Consider the following 21,002-nt stretch of genomic DNA (forward strand, 5'->3'; position numbering starts at 1 on the left):
GACTTAGATGTTACTAATAAATACTGCCTGCCAAACACGCTTCGTAGCACCTTAAACCCGCCTATTTTCATCTACCTTTCACATACTGCCAATCGACTTGCACCAGCCAAGTGCAGAGCTAATACCCATCGAGCATTAAAGGTGCATACGCTATAAAAATAAGCCTAATAAACGTATAGCACTCAATGGATGCGTTTTTCAAGTTTTTGCATAAAACCAAAAAAACAACGATAAATATATTAAATTCATATATTTATTTAAAAACACCGCATTGTTTGCGTTAAAAAATAATTTCAAAACTAATTCTTGACCAAAAAATAAATGGTGTATACGTTGTTTTATAGCATTCACAAACACATTCAAAAACACCTCACAAGGCAGTCAACCATGTCAGTTCCCCCTAGGTGTTGCGTGAAGATAGGTGTTGCGTGAAGAAACGAGCGATAGGCGAATAAAACAGCGAGGAAACCAGGATATGAACAATAAACCCACCATAGCCGTCATTGGTGCTGGTCTTGGCGGCGCCGCTGCAGGCGCGCTACTGCAGAAAGCGGGTTACCCCACCAAGGTGTACGAACAGGCACCCGCGTTTGCGCGCCTTGGGGCAGGCATTCACCTTGGGCCCAACGTGATGAAAGTAATGCGCCGCATTGGTATTGAAGAGAAGCTCAATGCCATGGGCTCACACCCCGATTACTGGTTCAGCCGCAACGGCATGACCGGTGAATATCAGTCTCGCATCCCGCTAGGCGAGTTTGCTCGCGAAAACTATGGGGCGGCCTACATCACCGTACACCGTGGTGATCTGCACGAATTGATGGTCAGCACGCTCGACCAGGACAACCTCTATTTCGATAAGCGCCTGGTCGATGTCGACGACAGCGGCAACAAGGTCGTCATGACCTTCGCTGACGGCTCAACGGAAGAGGCCGACCTGGTAATCGGCGCAGACGGTGTCAATTCGCGGCTGCGCGAGAAGCTACTGGGCCCAGAGGCTCCGATCTATAGCGGCTGGGTCGCTCACCGGGCAATTATCTCTGCCGAAAAACTCAAGGCATATGACCTGGATTTCGAAGCCTGCGTGAAGTGGTGGTCGGAAGACCGGCACATGATGGTGTACTTCGTGACCGGCGACGAGAAGGAGTATTACTACGTGACCGGCGTGCCTGAACCCGATTGGAACCACGGCACTTCCTTCGTCGACAGCTCACGGGAAGAGATGCGCAAAGCATTCGAGGGTTACCACCCCACCGTACAAGCGCTGATTGACTGCACTGAAACCGTCACCAAATGGCCCTTGCTGGAGCGCAACCCGCTGCCACTGTGGCATGAAAATCGACTGGTGCTGCTGGGCGATGCCTGCCACCCGATGAAGCCTCATATGGCCCAGGGCGCTGCCATGGCCATCGAGGATGCCGCCATGCTGGTACGCTGCCTGGAGGAAGTGGGCGCCGAGAACTACCAGCAGGCATTCGAACTTTACCGCACCAACCGTTTTGAACGCGCCTCGAGGGTTCAGCAGGTTTCCCACGACAATACCTGGTTACGGGAAGACGAAGACCCGGCCTGGGTATTCGCCTATGACCCCTTTGAAGTACCGCTGAAGCAACCAACCAGTCAAGGGAGCCCAGCATGAGCAGCACCTATCTCTATGGCGCCAACGTGCACGCCAATGGTATTCGTCAGCACTACCTGCGCTTCAGTGACAGCGCCGAGACCTCGCGCCAGCCGCTGGTACTGATACCAGGCATTACCAGCCCGGCCATCACTTGGCGTTTTGTGGCCGAGCGGCTCGGTCAGCACTTCGACACTTATGTGCTGGATGTCCGTGGACGCGGCTTGTCGTCTACCGGGCCCGAGCTCGATTATGACACCGACACTTGCGCCGACGATGTGATCGCCTTTATCGATGCGCTGGGTCTGAGCAATGTCATTCTGGCGGGCCACTCCATGGGTGCGCGCTTTGCGCTACGCGCCATGAATCGCGGCGCCAAGGGAATCGACAAACTGGTACTTATCGACCCACCGGTTTCAGGGCCCGGCCGCCGGGAGTACCCCAGCAAGCTGCCCTGGTACGTGGATTCGATTCGCGACTGCACACGTGGTGCCGATATCGAGACTATGCGCCACTACTGCCCCACCTGGAGCGACGAGCAGCTGCGGTTGCGCGCCGAGTGGTTACATACTTGCTTTGAGCCCGCCATCGTTCAGGCGTTTGAAGAGTTCCACAGCGTCGATATCCACCAGGATTTCCCCGCTATCAAAGTGCCCACGCTGCTGATGTGTGCAGGCAAAGGCGGTGTTATCCAGGATGAAGATCGCGCCGAAATACGCGCCCTTCTACCGACGGTTCGTATTTCTACCGCGGAACAAGCGGGTCACATGATTCCCTGGGATGACTTCGACGGTTTTTTTGCCGCGTTTGAAGACTTCCTGGGCACACAACTCTAACAAAGGCCAATGATCATGAATCACAGCACTATGTCTAACAATTCCACGACCAAAACATACCGCATCGGCCAGATCGTCCCCAGCTCCAATATCACCATGGAGACCGAAATTCCTGCCATGCTGACGGCGCGGCAGTTAATCCGCCCGGAACGCTTTACCTTTCACTCCAGCCGCATGCGCATGAAGAACGTCAGCAAGGACGAGCTGGCTGCCATGGACGCAGAGTCGGATCGCTGCGCCCTGGAGCTTTCTGATGCAGCGGTGGATGTGATGGGATATGCCTGCCTGGTTGCCATTATGGCGATGGGGCCCGGCTACCACCGAGAGTCACAAAAGCGTTTGCGCAGCCGCACCGAAGAGAACGGCTGCGACACGCCGGTGGTCACCAGCGCCGGTGCTCTGGTTGATGCCCTGGGTGTGATGAAAGCCAAGCGCGTGGTGGTAGTGGCCCCCTACATGAAGCCGCTGACCGAAATGGTGGTGGACTACATCCGTCAGGAAGGCATTGACGTGCTCGACTACCGGGCTCTTGAGATCCCCAATAACCTGGATGTCGCTCGCCACGATCCCGCCAATCTTCCCGAGATCGTAGCCAGTCTCGATTTAAGTAACGTGGACGCTATCGTCTTGTCAGCCTGTGTGCAAATGCCATCACTACCGGCCGTCGCCAAGGTCGAAGCCCTGACCGGCAAGCCGGTGGTTACCGCAGCTATCGCGACCACCTATGCCATGCTCAAGGCACTCGACCTGGAGCCCATCGTACCGGGCGCGGGCGCCCTCTTGTCAGGGGCTTACTAACAAAATCAGTTACTTATTGACGATATAGAGTACTGATTAAGGAGACGACCATGTCGCCACACACGACTGATAACAGCGATGGCGTTAGCGATAACACTGCCACGGACAACTACCGAGGCGTGTGGGATGGGCGCATCGGTTTTGGCAAAACGCCTGCGCTGCTGGTGGTTGATTTTATGCAAGGCTACACCACACCAGGTTCGCCGCTATTTGCCCAGGGCGTGGTGGATGCGGTGGCCAATATGCCGCCGCTACTCAATACCGCACGGCGCACTGGCACGCCTGTTATCCACACCAACATCCTGTATCACGCCCCGGATCAAATCGACGGTGGCATTTGGGTCAAGAAGGCGCCGGTCATGCGGGCGATGGTGGCGGGCAACCCTTACGCCGAGTTCTGCACCGAGGTGGCACCTCGTGAAGATGAGCTGGTAATGACCAAGCAGTATGCCAGTGCGTTCTTTGGAACTTCGCTTGCCTCCACACTGGTCGCCATGGGGATCGATACGCTGATCATCACCGGCTGCTCCACCAGTGGTTGCATTCGTGCCACCGCCGTTGACGGCGTACAGCACGGCTTTCGGGTGATGGTCGTGCGCGATTGCGTCGGTGACCGCCATCCCGCGCCCCATGAAGCCAACCTGTTTGATATCGATAGCAAATATGGCGATGTGATTGGACTGGATGAAACATTGGGATACTTAATGAAGCGTTAGGAGTATCCGAAAACGCAGGTAAAGCGGACGTCTCTGTTGAGTAATCAGTCCGCGTTCATTTTTTCCAACAGATGCATTAAGGCAACCCGCTCTGCCGGGTTGAGATTTTTCATGGTCTGATCGCTAATTTGCTTGGCACTGGGCACCATAGCCTCGACTAATGTCTCCCCGGCCCCAGTGATCACGACCATGACTTTGCGTTGATCATTGGGGTCGGTGGTTAGCGAGATCCACCCCCGCGCTTTAAGGCGTTTAATGACGCCACGGATAGTGGCGGGATCAATCGCCGTGGCGTTGACGATATCGGTTAACGAGCTGGGGCCACGCTCCATCACCGTGCACAGCGTGACAAACTGGATGGCCGTGAGCTGTTTATCGCTGCTGTAGCGCTGAAAAATAGCCGTATGCCGCTGGTAGGCTTTACGCAGTAGATGCCCTACTTGCTCAGAAAAATCATACCCCTGCTCTGAAGGTGTAGGGTGCTCGCCGGAAGACGAGTGGTTGAGCGCACTATCCGTTGTCATTCCATATCCTTAATCTATTGGCGACGTCGTGTATCGAGTATGGCACTGGTTAACAAAATGATGCATCAACGTATGAAATACTGCTTGCGCTGGATCAATTCATCATGCTTTTATGGCGTACACGCTATAATTTTACCTTAGTTATCGCTCTTTCATCATCTCAAATTCATCCGTACTGATCATCTTAAACACTAGCGTGGGAGGCAGACATGGCAGATAAATCAGACTATACAAGAGAGTCACTGCTGTATGGGTCTGATATTCTGGTGATCTATCGCGACCCGGTTACGCCTCCCAAGCCCGCGCCTGGACAGCCAGGTACACACTCAAACTTTACCCCACGTGAGCCTGAGATATTCATTGCTGTACTGAGCGATAGTCATATCGTGGCTTTCAACGGCCACGTAGACTTGGGCACTGGGATACGCACAGCGCTCGCTCAAATTGTCGCAGAAGAGCTTAGCGTCACGTTCGATAGCGTTACCATGGTGCTGGGCAACTCCGTTGAAGCCCCCAACCAAGGCCCCACCATTGCCAGTGCGTCGATTCAGATCACTGCCGAGCCTTTACGCCGAGCTGCGGCTCAGGCGCGGGAGTATCTATTAACACTGGCAGCAAAGCACTTTGACACCGAGCACTCGCTACTTAGCTGCCAGAACGGCGCTATTACGCCAAGTGATAATAACCGCTCATCCGTTAGCTTTGGGGAGTTACTGCTAGGCAGCCGCCATGCATTAAAGCTCGCCGATGAGGTGCTGCTTAAGCCGGTCAGCCATTATACTCTGGTCGGTCAATCGACCTCCCGCGTGGATATACCCGCCAAAGCCACCGGGCAATTGACCTTTATCCACGACTTACGCCTGCCCGGCATGCTGCATGGGCGAGTGATTCGCCCGCCTTATGTAGGCCATGATAGCGGCGACTTTATTGGCAACAGTTTAATCGCGGTAGATGAAAGCTCTGTGGCACATTTGCCTGGTGTGGTAAGTGTCGTGGTGGTCGGTGACTTTGTTGGCGTAGTGGCCGAGCGTGAAGAGCAGGCTGCCGCCGCAGCCAAACAACTAAAGATCCAGTGGCGTTCGATCAAGGGCTTGCCTCAGCTAGACAATATAGAGCAAGCACTGCTCGACCTGCCCAGCAAGCAGCGCATACTCCTCAAAGAGGGTGATCTGGACAGCGCTCTGGCCACCGCACAACATCCGCTCAATCGTCACTATGTGTGGCCTTTCCAGCTGCATGGCTCCATTGGCCCTTCGTGCTCCGTCGCCGATGCCAACGAAGATGGCCTTCACGTATGGTCGGGCACCCAAAATCCACACAGCCTGCGCGCCGACCTCGCCCGCCTTACCGGTTTGGACGAAGGCGTTATCACCATTACCCGCATGGAAACCTCGGGCTGCTATGGCCGCAACTGCGCCGACGACGTGGGTGCCGATGCGGTGCTGCTCTCTCAGGCGGTGGGCCGTCCTGTCCGCGTGCAACTAACCCGTGAGCAGGAGCACACCTGGGAGCCTAAAGGGGCTGCTCAGTATATGGCCATCCAGGGCGGCTTAAACGCCGATGGCAGCCCAGCAGGCTATCGCTTTAATACGCGCTACCCCTCTAACAGTGCGCCCACCCTGGCACTACTGCTGACTGGTGCTGCCTCACCGATTGATATCCCCTTTGAAATGGGTGATCGAACGTCGGTGCCGCCCTACCGCTACCCTCATCGTCAAATAGTGTGCGACGACGTTCCAACCCTGGTGCGTGCCTCCTGGCTGCGTGGTGTCTCGGCGCTGCCCAGCACCTTCGCCCATGAAAGCTATATTGATGAACTCGCCTACTTGGCGGATGAAGATCCTGTCACCTACCGGTTGCGCTACTTAGCCGATAACCGCGCTTGCGAGCTTGTCGAAGCGTTAGCCGAACGTGCGAACTGGAAACCCAGCACCGCCAACGCTAATCCGAGAAACGATGGCGAGTGGCGCTACGGCCGAGGCTTCGCTTACGCCCAGTACGTGCATAGTAAATTCCCAGGTTTTGGCGCCGCGCTCGCCGCCTGGGTGATTGAACTTAAAGTCAATGTGAAGAGTGGGCGGGTTGTCGTCGAGAACTTATATGTAGGTCAGGATGCGGGCTTGATGGTGAACCCCGCCGGCGTTCGCCATCAGGTGCATGGCAATGTGATCCAGATGCTCAGCCGCACTTTAAAGGAGAGGGTAACCTTTGAGGATGGTTTACCGACCAGCAGAGAATGGGGCGGCTACCCCATTCTGCGTTTCTCGGAGCTTCCTCCCATCGACGTCATGCTGCTTGATCGCCCTGAACTGCCCCCGCTCGGCGTTGGAGAATCCGCCTCGCTGCCCGGTGCTCCTGCGATTGCCAATGCGCTTTTTGATGCCACGGGGGTACGTTTTACCCATCCCCCTTTTACCCCTGAGACTATTCGCAACGCAGTTAAAGCCTCCTTTCGACTCCCCATGGAGGCAATCAGTTAATGCACCACCTTGATCTGCAGGTTATCGAACGCGCGTTGAAATGGGCCAATCAGGGGCTGACCGTTTGGCTCTGCACGGTTTTGAAAACCTTCGGCTCATCCCCCAGAGAACCGGGTGCCATGCTTGTCGCTTGTTCGACGGGAGACTATCTGGGATCACTGTCGGGTGGCTGTGTGGAAGAAGATTTTATCGCCCGACTGCAACGAGGCGAGTTTGACCAACCCGCCCAACGGATAATGTATGGCGGCGACGACAGCTCAACCACTGTTCGCTTGCCCTGCGGCGGCAGTCTGGAGGTGCTCGTTGAACAATTGGCCCCCTCTGCCGACAACCTCGTTCACCTTGAAGTGATGCATGCCACCTTGCTGGGCCGACAGCCGCTCACTCGCTGTATCTCATTGTCCGATGGGCGCAAGCGCTTCAACCCATCCACATTGTCAGAACCTGCCGTTACTTTTGATGCCACCAGCGTCAATGTCCGCATTGGCCCAGCGCTACGGCTGATCATTGCCGGCATCTCTTCGGTCACTTCGCCCTGCGCCCTGTTTGCCCAATCGCTCGGTTTTGAAGTCATTGTCTGCGACCCCAACGATGATGCTCGCAAGAATTTCGACGTGCCTGGCGTGGAAGTGCAAGCGGTACTGCCTTCCGTTTTTATCGCCTCGGGCGGCTGCCATGTCAATACAGCAGTGGTCGCGTTGACTCATGATCCGCGTATTGATGACCTGGCGATGATCGAAGCCGTCCGCACGGAGGCGTTTTACATTGGCGTGATGGGGTCTCAGCAAACGTCGCAACAGCGAGCAGCACGGCTATTGCGCTCCGGTGGCCTGAAAGACACTCAGCTGGAAAGGATTACCATGCCTATTGGTCTCAATTTAGGCAGCAAAACACCGTCCGAGATTGCATTAGCAGTCATGGCCGATATTGTGCGTCTTTATCGTGGAAAAAACCGACATGAGCTGTAGCTATATAAAGTCATTAGCGATAAAGCAGGCAAGCTAGGCCGCTTTAGTTATTTTAAACTATAATTTTTGCTGCCTCTTTTTAGGTAAAAATAACGATTAAATTAAAAAAGATGTGACAAAAAATATTTTAGATTTAAGTTTAAATATTAGCAGCCGTTAATAAGTAGCGGTAGTAAGAGAACTTCCAGGGAACCATAAAACAGCCAGAGCCCGGCACTGCCTTATCGACAGTACCCTGCTACTGGCCAACACATCGAGGCAACAAATGAAAAAAATTTCTCGTCTCTCACTGACGCAGAAACTGCTGGCTGCTGTCGCCATTCCGCTGTTAGCGGTGGCTGTCATTCTGGGTATTGTCGTCAATCAACAGTTGAACCGGGCAGTCACTGATCTGGTGGAAAATGCCAGTACCAAACAGGTAGAAGCACGGGCAGATGAGATCAGCCGTTGGGTTGAAGGCCACCGCGATTGGATCGCCGTATTGGCTCAAGACGAGCGGCTGGCGGCGGACATTCCCATCAACGATCATCTGGACTGGCTGGCAAAACGCCACCCTGCCGGAACCACCATCGAATCACTATTTTTTAGCAATGCCTCTGGTGCTACTTTGACCCACGCGGGCGTGGAGCTGGATGTCACGGAGCGCTCCTATTTCAAGACACTGGTTACCGAGGGCACCAGCGATAGTCTGCTGATTGATCCGGTGGTGTCGATGGTGAGCGGCCTGCCCACTGCGATCGTGGCCGACACGGTCTTCGATGATCGCGGCAATCGGGTGGGCCTGCTGGGCATGACCGTTTCCATGGCGGCGGTCTCTGATATCACCTCGGCCATTGATGTCGGGGAAGGTAGCTACGGGTGGATGATCGATAGCCAAGGGCAGGTCATCGCCCACCCTGATGAAGCAGCACGAATGACGCTGAACTTCACCGATGCCGACCAGCATGGTTACCAGGGAATGGATGGCCTGAGCCAGGAAATGCTGAATGGAACCGCCGGGTCCGGCGTGGTCACACTGCCTAACGGGCAACAGGACGCCATCATGTGGAGCCCGGTAGAAGGAACCTCATGGGTAGTCGGCGTCAATGTGCCTGTCAGCACCTTCACCGCGGTTACCAGCGACCTGCTTCAATCACTACTCATTGCTGGTGCGCTGCTGCTTATCCTCTTGTTGGTCATCGTGGCCTTCGCGGCTCGACGCGCGCTCGCACCGATCAAGCAGACGGCCAATGCCATGGCGGATATTGCCCAGGGCAAAGGTGATTTGACACGGCGCCTGGAAGCCAAGACGCAGGATGAAATTGGCGACCTCGCCCATGGCTTCAATGCCTTTGTGGAACGTATGCAGTCCACACTTCAGGAAGTACGCCAAAACGCGCGCACGGTATTATCGGACGCTAGCGATATGGCCGATGGTACGCAGGAGCTTTCATCGCGTACCGAACAAGCAGCCGCCAACCTTCAGGAAACCTCCGCTTCCATGGAGCAAATCCACTCCACAGTGGCGCACACTTCTCAGGCCTCTGAACAAGCCAATAGCCTTGCACTAGAGGCTGCCAATGCCTCTGAACGTGGCACTGAATCCATGAACCAGATGGAAGCCAAGATGGCGGCCATCAGTGATTCGGCCAACAAGATCAGCGATATCATTGGCTTGATTGATTCGATTGCGTTCCAGACCAATATATTGGCACTCAACGCTTCGGTAGAGGCCGCCCGTGCCGGTGAACAGGGCCGCGGGTTTGCCGTGGTCGCCAGCGAAGTGCGCACCCTCGCCAGTCGCTCGGCTTCTGCTGCTCACGATATTCGTGCGTTGATCGATATGTCCGTTAGCCACTCAAAAGAAGGCGGCGACATCGTCAAGGCAGCGGCTGAGCGAATGCAGGAGATCCGCCACAGTGTCACCCAGGTATCTGATGTGATTGCCGAAATTGCCGCAGGTGCACGAGAGCAGACAACCGGTATCCAGCAGGTCAACACCGCCGTGGCAGAGATGGATATGATGACCCAGCAGAATGCCGCCATGGTCAGCCAAAGTGCAAACCTTGCCGCTTCCATGCGTGACAACGCCCGCAGTCTGGATCAGTTAATGAGCGAGTTTGTGCTCAGTGATGGCGCCACCGAGAACTCAGCACTGCCCTATACGGCAGCGCATCAAGCACGCGCAAAGACTTCTTTACCCCAAGCATCTAGCCACCGCCCACAGGCCGCCCAGCAAAAGCATGAAGTAGCGGAGTGGGAAGAGTTCTAACCCCCCTCATAAGAAACGCCAAAGGCACCCGTTTGGGTGCCTTTTTTCTTAATGCTAGTCTGATAGCGTGCGGGCGTTACTCCATATGCAAAAGCGTATAAAGCGCTTCGCTGGCATGGCGTTCATCACGCTCGTCGATGCTGCCCACGCCCATTTCACGGTCATTGTCGTACACCACAAAGACACGCTCATGATCCAGCACGGCCAACCCTTCAGCCTTGTGCTCGAATTCAAACGGGGAGCCATCCATCCCACGGACCAAGGCAGGTGGCTCGCCAGTGGTGAGGTTATCCAGCTCCATCAGCCATAGGTAGCCACCAATGCGGGCGACGTTATCGACCTCCGTCTCAAAACTGGTCATCAGATAAAGCCGGTGGTGGTAAGGGTCATACTCAAGGCTCGACAACCCGCACTCAATCGCTACCCCTTCATGATCAGTCGGTTCAAAAGCGTAAAGTTCGCGCAACTCATCGATAAACTCGAGATTGCCAGACGCATTTACCACATAGTGGGCACCCACTACACGGCTCACATAGGAGAAGTCATCATGACGCTGCCCCTGCTCGCGTACGCCGAAAAGCAGCAGCCCATCGCCTCGCTCGCCCGGCACTGCCGCCAGCCCTTCAATCTTGTAGTAAGGTAAGCCTATCGCATGGTTCAGCTTATTGCGTAACTCCAACGACCCTTCAACCCCGTCACGGGGGTCAGGGTCCACCGCCTGGGCTTTTTCAGGCTCGCCCAGCGGCCAGATCAATAGATGGTTATAAGCATTCAGGTCATGGGTCACATCATCGATGCGATCAAAACCCGTCGTGGCCAATACATGCTTACCATCGGCGGTCAGTGCAAAGTCTTCATACTTCACCGCGCGCTTAATCAGCGGCGTTGTAAAATACTCAAGCTGCGAATCATCCGGCCTGTCATCCGTCATGGGCAAGGCAAAGACCGCGGAACGATGCTCTCCTGGAATCGGCTTATCGCTGGCCAGCAGTAACCGCTCACCGTCGTACATAACGGCCGACACTTCGGCATTGGCGAGCTTTCCCTGCTCATCGCGCAGGCCAACGGGGAAGCAGTGAATACTGCCCTGCTGCAAGATTCTGGCTTTCTGCATCGTTATACTCCTTGGAAAGGTCACTTCTACTGACAGCGTCAGGGCGAGAAAACTCCCGCCTCAAAAACGCCATGCTGTTAAGCAATCGATGGTCACCCTATCAGCAAGTAATAAAAAACCCGCATCTTTCGATGCGGGCTTGGGTAGAGACGTAACGCTTAGTGTTGGTTACGCGACATCAAAGCGGTCCGCGTTCATCACTTTCGTCCAGGCGGCGACGAAGTCTTTGACGAATTTCTCGTCGTTATCGTCCTGGGCGTAGACTTCCGCGTAGGAGCGCAGCAGCGAGTTAGAACCGAACACCAGGTCAACGCGAGAAGCAGTCCACTTAACGGCATCCGTTTGACGATCACGGATTTCGTAGGTGCTTTTACTCACTGGCTTCCAGGTGTTGCCCATATCGGTCAGGTTAACGAAGAAGTCATTGGTCAACTGGCCTTCACGGTCAGTGAATACGCCATGCTTGGTGCCACCATAGTTGGTGCCCAGCACACGCATGCCGCCGAGTAACACGACCATTTCTGGACCAGTCAGCCCCATCAACTGCGCGCGATCCAGCAGCAGCTCTTCCGGCTTCACGACGTAGTCTTTCTTCTGCCAGTTGCGGAAACCGTCGGCCAGCGGCTCTAGCGGCTCGAAGGATTCGCCGTCAGTCATCTCGGCAGAAGCATCGCCACGGCCTTTCAGGAAAGGTACGCGAACGTCATAGCCTGCGGCTTTAGCGGCTTTCTCGATCGCGACACTACCGGCCAGAACGATGACATCGGCAAGGCTAGCGCCGGTATCAGCAGAAATCTGCTCGTACACGGCTAATACGCTGGCAAGACGCGCAGGCTCGTTGCCTTCCCAATCCTTCTGGGGCGCCAAGCGAATGCGCGCACCGTTGGCACCGCCGCGCATATCAGAACCACGGTAAGTGCGCGCGCTGTCCCACGCGGTGCTAACCATATCGCTGATACTCAGGCCGGCATCGGCGATTTTCTGCTTAACCACTTCTTCGCTGTAGTCGGTGCTGCCAGCCGGAATCGGATCCTGCCAGATCAAGTCTTCAGCGGGCACTTCCGGGCCGATGTAGCGTGCTTTCGGGCCTAGGTCACGGTGAGTCAGCTTGAACCACGCCTTGGCGAAGGTCTTCTTGAAGTACTCCGGATCCGCCATGAATTTTTCACAAATGGCGCGGTAGGTCGGATCCACCTTCATGGCCATATCCGCATCGGTCATGATCGGATTGTGGCGAATGGAGGGGTCGCTGGCGTCAACCGGCTTATCCTCTTCCTTAATGTTGATGGGTTCCCACTGGTGAGCGCCAGCTGGGCTTTTGCGCAGTTCCCACTCATGGCCGAACAGCAGGTCGAAATAGCCCATGTCGAACTTGGTGGGGTGAGTGGTCCAGGCGCCTTCAATGCCCGATGTAACGGCATTGCTCGCCTTGCCACCCATGGTCGGGTTGCCCCAGCCAAAGCCCTGGTTCTCAACATCAGAGGCTTCTGGCTCAGCCGCCAGCGCTGCCGCGTCGCCGTTACCGTGGCACTTACCCACGGTGTGGCCACCGGCAGTAAGGGCAGCCGTCTCTTCGTCATTCATTGCCATGCGGGCAAAGGTTTCGCGAATCTGCTGACCGGTTTTCAGCGGGTCGGGCACACCGTTAACGCCTTCCGGGTTGACGTAGATAAGCCCCATCTGAACCGCAGCAAGCGGGTTTTCCATGGTTTCTGGCTTTTCAACATCGCCATAGCGCTCGTCAGAAGGCGCCAGCCACTCTTTCTCATCGCCCCAGTAGATATCTTTTTCGGGTTCCCAGATATCCTCACGGCCAAACGAGAAGCCGTAAGCAGGCAGCCCCATCGATTCATAGGCAACGGTACCGGCCAGGATCATCAGATCGGCCCAGCTGATTTTATTGCCGTACTTCTTCTTGATTGGCCACAGTAGACGACGCGCCTTATCAAGGCTGACGTTATCCGGCCAGGAGTTGAGGGGTGCAAAACGCTGGCTACCGGTACCGCCGCCGCCACGACCGTCGGCAAGACGGTAGGTACCAGCAGAATGCCATGCCATGCGGATCATAAGACCGCCGTAGTGACCCCAATCAGCTGGCCACCACGACTGGCTGTCAGTCATCAGCGCGTGGACGTCTTGCTTGAGCGCGTCAAAATCGAGTTTTCTGACCTCTTCCCGATAGTCAAAATCCGCATCCATCGGGTTCGACTTACGGTCTTGCTGGTGCAAAATATCCAGGTTGATTCCTTCAGGCCACCAGTCTTTATTCGACGTACCTGTGGAAGTATTACCACCGTGCATTACAGGACATTTACCACTCATCACGCTCTCCCATCACTTTATTTTGTGTTAGCTGCTTTTTTCTTGGTGGCGCTCGCTTTCGAACTACCAAGTCAACTGACGTTGAGCGTCCCGAACAGTGCCTTTGCTACTAGTACGGACGCATCATGAACTTGGTACTTTTTAAAGCAGTTCCCTTATAGCCACAATTTACTTTTTGCGACTGCTCCAATAGTTTTTACCCATCGCACTCTGCTTCACCTAACTAAACGGTGAATTCTTCTGTATCGATATCCGCCTGCTGCGCCTCGCTATAACGGGCACCCACGACTTGGTCGGGCGTCATCATGGCATCCAACTGCTGCATTGCGGTGACATCCAGGCGCAGCGATTCCGCCGCTAAGTTTTCCCGCATATGATCAGGCGAGCGGGTACCCGGAATGGGAATAATGTCGTCGCCTTTGGCCTTCAACCAAGCCAGTGCCAGCTGCCCCGGCGATCCGCTCAAGGCCTGCGCCAGCGCCGCAAGGCGTTTAAATAGTTTTATATTATGCGGGTAGTTCTCGGCGCTGAAGCGCGGCATATTACGGCGCATATCGCCCTCTTCAAGGCGCGCGGGATCTTGAATGGCGCCGGTTAAGAAGCCTCGCCCCAGAGGACTAAATGCGACCATGGCCGCGCCCACCTCTCGGCACGCATCGATCAGGGCGATTTCAGGGTTGCGCGTCCACAGCGAATACTCCGACTGCACGGCGGCGATAGGATATTCAGCTGCCGCACGGCGCAATGTTAGCGCAGAGATTTCCGACAACCCCACGCCTCCAATTTTGCCCTCTTCCATCAAGCGCCCTAGCGCGCCGACGCTCTCTTCAATGGGGACCTGGCGATCCAAGCGGTGCAGGTAGTAGAGATCCAAATGATCGGTACGCAGGCGCGCAAGGCTTGCTTCGCACTGTTTGCGCAGTGTTGCCGGGCGGCCGTCAATAACGCGTTTGCCTGACTCAGGGTCCATCGCCATGCCGCATTTACTGGCCAGAAAGAGCTGATGCCGCTTGCCCTCCAAAGCGCGCCCGACCACTTTCTCATTGGCTGTGGCGCCGTACAGGGTGGCAGTGTCAAAGTGGCGATAGCCCATCTCAAACGCCTCATCCAACGCTCGTATGGCCGCGTTTTCAGGCACGATGCTGCCATAACCGTGGGAGAGGTTCATACAGCCCAGGCCAATAGACGGGGCATTAACAGCATTAAGGCGTTGGAAAAAACTCGTCATAGCAACTCCTGGCGTTAACAAAATAATTTCATCATCTTTCACCGCCAAACTGCAGCGCAGCTAAGTGGCGATAGAGTGGGCTGGTGGTGATCAATTCGTCGTGGGTGCCCGCCGCGATTAGCTTTCCACCATCAAGCACTAGCAAGCGGTCGGCAGCAATAACGGTGGCGAGCCGATGGGCGATCACAATACTGGTGCGCCCCACCATCAGTCGATCCAGCGCCTGCTGTACCAGCCGCTCGCTTTCCGCATCCAAGGCGCTGGTGGCTTCATCCAACAACAACACGGCAGGATTTTTAAGCAGCGCCCGAGCAATAGCCAGCCGCTGGCGCTGGCCGCCGGAGAGCTGCACGCCACCGGGGCCAAGGGGCGTATCAAAGCCCTGGGGGAGCGCTTCGATAAAATCGAGGGCGCTGGCATCCTGAGCGGCGATGCGCAGCCGCTCATTGTCCGCATCAGGGTCGCCATAGCGAAGATTATCGGCCACCGAGCCACTAAACAGCACCGGGTCCTGGGCAACCAGCCCCATGGCGCGCCGTAATGCAGCAAGGTCTAAGTAACGGACATCGATCCCATCCAGCGTTATACGCCCTTGGCTGGGGTCATAAAAGCGCAGCAGCAGTGCCAACAGGGTGCTTTTACCCGCGCCTGATGGGCCCACCACCGCTACCCGTTCTCCCGGCTGAATATGCAGATCAAAGCCGTCGAGCGCTGGCGTTTCCCGGCCGGGGTAGGTGAAGCTGACGTTCTCCAGCACAATGTCACCTTGTGATGGCATTGGAAGAAGATGGGGATTCGCTGGTGACTGGATAGCGGGCTGAGTATCGAGCAGCTCCAATAAGCGTTCCGCCGCCCCTGCCGCACGCTGCACATCTCCCGCGACTTCAGCCAAGGTGGCGATAGCCCCCGCTGCCAGCACGGCATAAAAAATAAACGCCGACAGCTCGCCCGCGCTCATGGTGCCATCTAACACCGCCTGACCACCCTGCCAGAGCATTAAGCCAACCGCCGTAAACACCACTAGCATGGCGATCCCGGTCAACCAGGCACGCTGCTGGGTGCGCTCAACAGCGCTGCCGAACGCCTGCTCCACGCGCTGACCGTAGTGGGTTTTATCCGCCGCTTCATGGGTAAACGCCTGGAGGGTTCGAATACCACTCAGCGCCTCCTCGGCATAGCGGCCCAGTTCGGCCACGCGATCCTGGCTGGTGCGCGAAAGTCGCCGCACCCGCCGGCCGTACCACACGATGGGCAAGAGCGTCGCCGGAATCCCGACCAGCACCATCGCCGAGAGCCACGGTTGGGTGATCAGCATTAGCACCACGGCGCCTACCAGCATGACCAGATTACGCAGCGCCAGCGAGACCGAAGAGCCAAACAGGCTCTGCAGTACGCTGGTATCCGCGGTTAATCGTGAGGCTATTTCCCCCGCGGCACGGCCGTCGCTTGCGCTCTCAAAAAAGCTGGGCTCCAGGGTGAGTAAATGATCGAACACCCGCTGGCGTAGGTCGGCAGCCAAACGCTCGCCAATCCAGGTCACTTGGTAGTAACGCAGCGCGGAAGCGAACGCCAACACCGTTACTACCACCAGCATCAACACCAGCGCTTGGCCTAGCGCCTGTGCATCGGCATCTAAAAAGCCGCGATCAATGACTAACCGCAGCCCGTTGCCTAGCAGCAGTACGCTGCCTGAGGCCAATAACAGCGCCAGACCCGCCAGGGCCAAACGTAGCCGATAAGGACGTAGCAGCCCCAGCAAGCGCAACAGCACGCGGGGATTAGGGCGTTGATTCATGGAAATAAATGCTCAACAAAGAGAGGCAGTACTCGACCATAGCAGGAGTGCCATTGCCATGCACAGAATCAAAAAAGCCCGCGATCTCTCGCGGGCTCAGTACCGAATGGTTAGGCCTAGACCTAATCAATCAGCGGCAACAGCGTATTCAAGCTATCCCGGGCATCGCCGTAGAACATGCGCGTGTTCTCTTTGAAGAACAGCGGGTTCTCGATACCCGAGTAGCCGGTGCCCTGGCCGCGTTTGCTGACAAACACCTGCTTGGCCTCCCACACCTTCAATACTGGCATACCGGCGATGGGGCTATTGGGATCTTCTTCGGCCGCAGGGTTCACGATGTCGTTGGAGCCAATCACGATCACCACGTCGGTGGTGGCGAAATCGTCATTGATTTCATCCATCTCCAGCACGATGTCGTAAGGTACCTTGGCCTCCGCCAGCAGCACGTTCATGTGCCCTGGCAAGCGGCCCGCGACCGGATGGATACCGAAGCGCACGGTCTTGCCCGCTGCACGCAGTTTACGCACCAAATCGCTCACCGCCGTTTGCGCCTGGGCCACGGCCATACCGTAGCCCGGCACGATGATCACGCTGTCGGCATCGTTCAGGGCGCTTGCTACGCCACCGGCGTCAATCGCCACCTGCTCGCCTTCGATCTCCGCCGCGGGCCCTTGGCTGCCACCAAAGCCGCCCAAAATGACGTTGATAAAGTTGCGGTTCATCGCCTTACACATAATGTAAGAGAGAATCGCACCGGAGGAGCCCACCAGCGCACCAGTGACAATCAGCAGGTCGTTGGAGAGCGTGAAACCGATAGCGGCCGCCGCCCAGCCGGAGTAGCTGTTGAGCATTGAAACGACCACCGGCATGTCGGCGCCGCCAATGCCCATGATCAGGTGGTAGCCGATAAAGAAGGCCAGCGCAGCCAGCACAATCAGCGTCCAGAAGCCCGCACCGTTCAGGTAGAGAATTGCCAGCAGCAGCGACAGTACCGCCGCCCCGGCATTCAGCATATGCCCACCGGGCAACTGGCGGGGTTTACCATCGACCTTGCCAGCCAGCTTACCAAAGGCAATCACCGAGCCGGTAAACGTCACCGCGCCAATAAAGATGCCTAACACGACTTCGACTTGCAGGAACATCAGTTCGTCGGGGGCTTTGGTGGCGACCAGCGCGGCGAAGGCGGAGAACTGATCCAACGACGCCTCGGCAGCACGCGCGGCCATCACCCGGCGGCGCTCTAAATCCGCGCTCCAGGCCACCAATACCGCCGCCAAGCCCACAAAGCTGTGGAGTGCGGCCACCAGCTGAGGCATTTCGGTCATCTCGACCTTGCCCGCCACGTAGGCGCCAATACCAGCGCCGATCAGCATCATCGGGATCAGCCACCAGTAACCGCCAATGCCTGGGCCGAGAGCAGTGAAGAACACCGCCACCGTCATGCCCACGATGCCATACCATACGGCCCGCTTGGCTTTCTCCTGGTTACTCAAGCCGCCCAGCGACAGAATAAACAACACACTTGCCGCAATTGCCGCGGCAGATACGAATCCTTGCTCTAACATATCGTCTCTCCGCCGCTTAGGATTTTTGGAACATGGCCAGCATCCGGCGTGTCACCAGGAAGCCACCCACGATATTGATTGATGCGATCAGTACTGAAATCGCCGCCAGCACGCTCACCACTGCGCTGCCGGAGCCAATCTGCAGAATCGCCCCCAAAATAATGATACCCGAGATCGCATTGGTCACCGCCATTAGCGGGGTATGCAGCGAGTGGCTCACTTTCCAAATCACCTGGAAGCCGATAAAGCAGGCTAGTACAAAGACAATGAAGTGCTGCATAAACGAGGCTGGCGCTACTTGACCCAGCAACAGCATCAGTACGCCGCCAACAGCCAATAGGCTCACTTGACGCTTGGTTTGCGCTTTGAAGGCGGCTAGCTCAGCGGCCTTTTTCTCTTCCGGCGTGGGCTCTTTCTCTTTCTTCTTGGGTTTTGAGGCGCCAATCGCTTTCACTTTGGGCGGCGGCGGCGGGAAGGTGATTTCGCCCTGATGCGTCACCGTAGCGCCACGAATCACGTCATCTTCCATATTATGGTTGATTACGCCGTCTTTCTCGGGCGTCAGATCGGTCAACATATGGCGGATATTGGTGGCGTAGAGCAGCGATGATTGCGTTGCCATGCGGGAAGGAAAATCGGTGTAGCCGATGACTACGACGCCGTTATCCGATACTACGCGCTCATCAGGCTTGGTCAGGTCGCAGTTACCGCCTTTCTCAGCGGCCAGATCAATAATCACCGAGCCCGGCTTCATCGCCGCGACCATATCTTCCAGCCACAGCTTGGGCGCAGGTTTGCCGGGAATCAGCGCGGTGGTAATCACGATATCCACGTCCGGCGCCTGCTCGCGGAAGCACGCAAGCTGCTTTTCGCGGAACTCCGGGCTTGAAGGCGAGGCGTAGCCACCGCTTTCGGAACCGTCCTGGCTATCCTCGAAATCGAGGAACAGGAATTCGGCGCCCATGGATTCAATCTGCTCAGAAACCTCGGGACGCACGTCAAAGGCGCGCACGACGGCGCCCAGGCTGGTAGCCGTACCGATCGCCGCCAAACCTGCCACACCGGCACCAATCACCAGCACTTTGGCGGGGGGCACTTTACCCGCCGCGGTTACCTGTCCTGTGAAGAAGCGACCAAAGTTATTGCCCGCCTCGATCACCGCGCGGTAGCCGGCAATATTGGCCATGGAGGAGAGCGCGTCCATTTTCTGCGCCCGTGAAATCCTCGGCACCATATCCATGGCAATCACGGTGGCGCCCTGGGCCTTGCACTTTTCCAGCAGCGCTTCGTTTTGCGCTGGCCAGAAGAAGGCAATCAGCGTTTGACCTTCACGCAGCCGCTCGGCCTCTTCATCAGAGGGCTCGCGGACTTTAATGACCACCTCAGCGTCGCGCCAGAGTGCATCGGCACCCTCCACCACGGTAACGCCAGCATCGCGATAAGTGTCGTCATTAAAGCCCGCGGCCAAGCCAGCGCCGGTTTCCACCAAGCACTCGTGGCCTAGCTTCTGAATCTGTTTGGCGCTCTCAGGGGTCAGCGCGACACGCGCTTCCCCCCGGGCACTCTCCTTCGGTGCACCTATTTTCACTCGCGTTCTCCCATTATTGATAGTTCTGCCCCGCCACTACCCAGCTGGGCGCGACACTATAACGACGTCATTCATAACGCCTTTTAGCAGCCTAGGATCTAACGGGGTGACTGCCAGATACTATTCAACCTTTGATACAACAGCGTTGTTTAATTACAACATAGGTAGTATGCATGATGGCTAACCTAACGTCTAAACTCGTTAGCAAACTCAGTAAGCACTTGATAGAGCCACACGTTAGCAGGATCGTTGGCATACAGCCCATGCTGAATCAGGGTCATTTTCAACGATGGTAGCTCCTTGGGTGGCTCCACCAAGCGCACCGGCAGCATGGTCACAAAGCGCTCCGCCATTTGCCGCGGCAGCGTCATGATCGCTTCCGTCAGCGCCACTACGCGGGCCGCCGCAATGTAGTTAAGGTTTTTAGAGATCACCCGCCGGGTTAAGCCGTGCTGCGCTAAACAGCTATCAATGTTGCTGGGCAGCAGGCCGCTGATATCAGCCAGTTCCACATGGGTCTCTCGGGCAAACTGCGCAATATCCAGTGCCTCGCCTACGCGCTCGTTATGGCTAGCAGCCAGGCAGACCAGTTCCTCGTCCATCCACGGAGTCTGAATCACGCCGCTGGGTAGCACACTTTGGCTATCCAGCCCGACGACCATATCCACTTGGCGCTGCTCTAACCCCTCGCTCAACACTTCCTGGGTAATGAGCTCAATGGAAAAACTGATACCCGGCGCATAGGCCAGCAGTTGACTAAGAAACGTTGGGTACATCACTTCTTCAAAATAGTCCGTCGTCGCCAGCGTAAAACGACGGGTGCTATTGGCGGGTGAAAACAGCGCAGGCGGCGCCAAGCCTTCCCTCAAAAGCGCCAGCGCTTGCTGTACGACTGGCTGCAGCGCCTGTGCCCGTGGGGTTGGTTGCATGCCCTTTTCGGTACGAATAAACAGCGGGTCATCCAGTGACTCACGCAGGCGTTTTAGCGAATGGCTCAAGGCTGGCTGGCTCAAATAAAGTCGTTCAGCCGCGCGCGTCACGTGGCGTTCACGCATGAGCGCCTCGAATACTAACAACAGGTTTAAATCAAATTGGCGGAGCGAACGCATAACGACTCACTATTGATAGGAAGAATGATTTCATTCTAAACATTCATTTTATTCATCGCTAAAAATTCCTTATCGTCGCGCTTCTTTGTAGCC

Annotated in this window: 15 protein-coding genes; 7 read left to right on the forward strand and 8 right to left on the reverse strand. The window is 56.2% G+C overall.

What is annotated here, in order from left to right; genetic code table 11:
* The first annotated feature begins 475 nt into the window (after window positions 1–475).
* The 4 genes from HUO07_RS13905 to HUO07_RS13920 are packed head-to-tail and all read left to right on the forward strand — an operon-like array spanning window position 476 to window position 3,965.
* Complete coding sequence (locus HUO07_RS13905) at window positions 476–1,636, forward strand: FAD-dependent monooxygenase (RefSeq protein WP_176304084.1); 1,161 nt, start codon at window positions 476–478, stop codon at window positions 1,634–1,636.
* Window positions 1,633–2,451 (forward strand): alpha/beta fold hydrolase, encoded by an 819-nt coding sequence (locus HUO07_RS13910; RefSeq protein ID WP_176304085.1) that lies wholly within the window; start codon window positions 1,633–1,635, stop codon window positions 2,449–2,451. The genes HUO07_RS13905 and HUO07_RS13910 overlap by 4 nt, the downstream gene beginning before the upstream one ends.
* 30 nt (window positions 2,452–2,481) lie before the next feature.
* Entirely contained in the window at window positions 2,482–3,249 is a 768-nt protein-coding gene (locus tag HUO07_RS13915) for a maleate cis-trans isomerase family protein (RefSeq protein WP_281362660.1), read from the forward strand.
* A 50-nt stretch (window positions 3,250–3,299) separates the two neighbouring features.
* Complete coding sequence (locus HUO07_RS13920; RefSeq protein WP_176304086.1) at window positions 3,300–3,965, forward strand: isochorismatase family protein; 666 nt, start codon at window positions 3,300–3,302, stop codon at window positions 3,963–3,965.
* Window positions 3,966–4,009: 44 nt separating this feature from the next.
* Here the strand turns inward: HUO07_RS13920 and HUO07_RS13925 are convergent, their stop codons facing one another.
* Window positions 4,010–4,489, reverse strand: a complete 480-nt coding sequence (locus HUO07_RS13925) for a MarR family winged helix-turn-helix transcriptional regulator (RefSeq protein ID WP_176304087.1) — start codon at window positions 4,487–4,489, stop codon at window positions 4,010–4,012.
* Between the two features lie 209 nt (window positions 4,490–4,698).
* On the opposite strand from HUO07_RS13925, the gene HUO07_RS13930 reads away from it, so the two are divergent.
* The 3 genes from HUO07_RS13930 to HUO07_RS13940 all read left to right on the forward strand — a co-directional run bounded on the left by HUO07_RS13930 (window position 4,699) and on the right by HUO07_RS13940 (window position 10,188).
* Entirely contained in the window at window positions 4,699–6,969 is a 2,271-nt protein-coding gene (locus HUO07_RS13930) for a xanthine dehydrogenase family protein molybdopterin-binding subunit (protein WP_176304088.1), read from the forward strand.
* Window positions 6,969–7,937, forward strand: coding sequence for an XdhC family protein (locus HUO07_RS13935; protein WP_176304089.1), 969 nt, complete (start codon window positions 6,969–6,971; stop codon window positions 7,935–7,937). The genes HUO07_RS13930 and HUO07_RS13935 overlap by 1 nt, the downstream gene beginning before the upstream one ends.
* Window positions 7,938–8,202: 265 nt before the next feature.
* The gene (locus HUO07_RS13940; protein ID WP_176304090.1) at window positions 8,203–10,188 is read left to right on the forward strand and encodes a methyl-accepting chemotaxis protein; all 1,986 of its coding nucleotides are present in this window, start codon (window positions 8,203–8,205) and stop codon (window positions 10,186–10,188) included.
* A 76-nt stretch (window positions 10,189–10,264) separates the two neighbouring features.
* Here the strand turns inward: HUO07_RS13940 and HUO07_RS13945 are convergent, their stop codons facing one another.
* From HUO07_RS13945 to HUO07_RS13975, 7 genes are all read right to left on the reverse strand, one after another.
* Window positions 10,265–11,302, reverse strand: a complete 1,038-nt coding sequence (locus HUO07_RS13945; RefSeq protein ID WP_176304091.1) for a hypothetical protein — start codon at window positions 11,300–11,302, stop codon at window positions 10,265–10,267.
* A gap of 168 nt (window positions 11,303–11,470) precedes the next feature.
* Complete coding sequence (gene katG / locus HUO07_RS13950) at window positions 11,471–13,624, reverse strand: catalase/peroxidase HPI (RefSeq protein ID WP_176304092.1); 2,154 nt, start codon at window positions 13,622–13,624, stop codon at window positions 11,471–11,473.
* A 223-nt stretch (window positions 13,625–13,847) separates the two neighbouring features.
* Window positions 13,848–14,852 (reverse strand): aldo/keto reductase, encoded by a 1,005-nt coding sequence (locus HUO07_RS13955; RefSeq protein WP_176304093.1) that lies wholly within the window; start codon window positions 14,850–14,852, stop codon window positions 13,848–13,850.
* Between the two features lie 31 nt (window positions 14,853–14,883).
* The gene (locus HUO07_RS13960) at window positions 14,884–16,647 is read right to left on the reverse strand and encodes an ABC transporter transmembrane domain-containing protein (protein WP_176304094.1); all 1,764 of its coding nucleotides are present in this window, start codon (window positions 16,645–16,647) and stop codon (window positions 14,884–14,886) included.
* Window positions 16,648–16,769: 122 nt separating this feature from the next.
* Window positions 16,770–18,212: an NAD(P)(+) transhydrogenase (Re/Si-specific) subunit beta gene (locus HUO07_RS13965; RefSeq protein ID WP_176304095.1), complete on the reverse strand. Its 1,443-nt coding sequence runs from the start codon at window positions 18,210–18,212 to the stop codon at window positions 16,770–16,772.
* A 16-nt stretch (window positions 18,213–18,228) separates the two neighbouring features.
* Window positions 18,229–19,800, reverse strand: coding sequence for a Re/Si-specific NAD(P)(+) transhydrogenase subunit alpha (locus tag HUO07_RS13970; protein WP_176304096.1), 1,572 nt, complete (start codon window positions 19,798–19,800; stop codon window positions 18,229–18,231).
* Window positions 19,801–19,985: 185 nt separating this feature from the next.
* On the reverse strand, window positions 19,986–20,909 hold the full coding sequence (locus tag HUO07_RS13975) for a LysR family transcriptional regulator (protein ID WP_176304097.1): 924 nt from the start codon (window positions 20,907–20,909) through the stop codon (window positions 19,986–19,988).
* Between the last annotated feature and the right edge of the window lie 93 nt (window positions 20,910–21,002).

The sequence above is a fragment of the Vreelandella maris genome (genome assembly GCF_013371085.1).
Lineage (GTDB): Bacteria > Pseudomonadota > Gammaproteobacteria > Pseudomonadales > Halomonadaceae > Vreelandella > Vreelandella maris.

Coding starts and splice junctions, on each gene's coding strand:
- HUO07_RS13905 (WP_176304084.1), top strand. CDS start 476: ATGAACAATAAACCCACCATAGCCGTCATTGGTGCTGGTCTTGGCGGC.
- HUO07_RS13910 (WP_176304085.1), top strand. CDS start 1,633: ATGAGCAGCACCTATCTCTATGGCGCCAACGTGCACGCCAATGGTATT.
- HUO07_RS13915 (WP_281362660.1), top strand. CDS start 2,482: ATGTCTAACAATTCCACGACCAAAACATACCGCATCGGCCAGATCGTC.
- HUO07_RS13920 (WP_176304086.1), top strand. CDS start 3,300: ATGTCGCCACACACGACTGATAACAGCGATGGCGTTAGCGATAACACT.
- HUO07_RS13925 (WP_176304087.1), bottom strand. CDS start 4,489: ATGACAACGGATAGTGCGCTCAACCACTCGTCTTCCGGCGAGCACCCT.
- HUO07_RS13930 (WP_176304088.1), top strand. CDS start 4,699: ATGGCAGATAAATCAGACTATACAAGAGAGTCACTGCTGTATGGGTCT.
- HUO07_RS13935 (WP_176304089.1), top strand. CDS start 6,969: ATGCACCACCTTGATCTGCAGGTTATCGAACGCGCGTTGAAATGGGCC.
- HUO07_RS13940 (WP_176304090.1), top strand. CDS start 8,203: ATGAAAAAAATTTCTCGTCTCTCACTGACGCAGAAACTGCTGGCTGCT.
- HUO07_RS13945 (WP_176304091.1), bottom strand. CDS start 11,302: ATGCAGAAAGCCAGAATCTTGCAGCAGGGCAGTATTCACTGCTTCCCC.
- katG (WP_176304092.1), bottom strand. CDS start 13,624: ATGAGTGGTAAATGTCCTGTAATGCACGGTGGTAATACTTCCACAGGT.
- HUO07_RS13955 (WP_176304093.1), bottom strand. CDS start 14,852: ATGACGAGTTTTTTCCAACGCCTTAATGCTGTTAATGCCCCGTCTATT.
- HUO07_RS13960 (WP_176304094.1), bottom strand. CDS start 16,647: ATGAATCAACGCCCTAATCCCCGCGTGCTGTTGCGCTTGCTGGGGCTG.
- HUO07_RS13965 (WP_176304095.1), bottom strand. CDS start 18,212: ATGTTAGAGCAAGGATTCGTATCTGCCGCGGCAATTGCGGCAAGTGTG.
- HUO07_RS13975 (WP_176304097.1), bottom strand. CDS start 20,909: ATGCGTTCGCTCCGCCAATTTGATTTAAACCTGTTGTTAGTATTCGAG.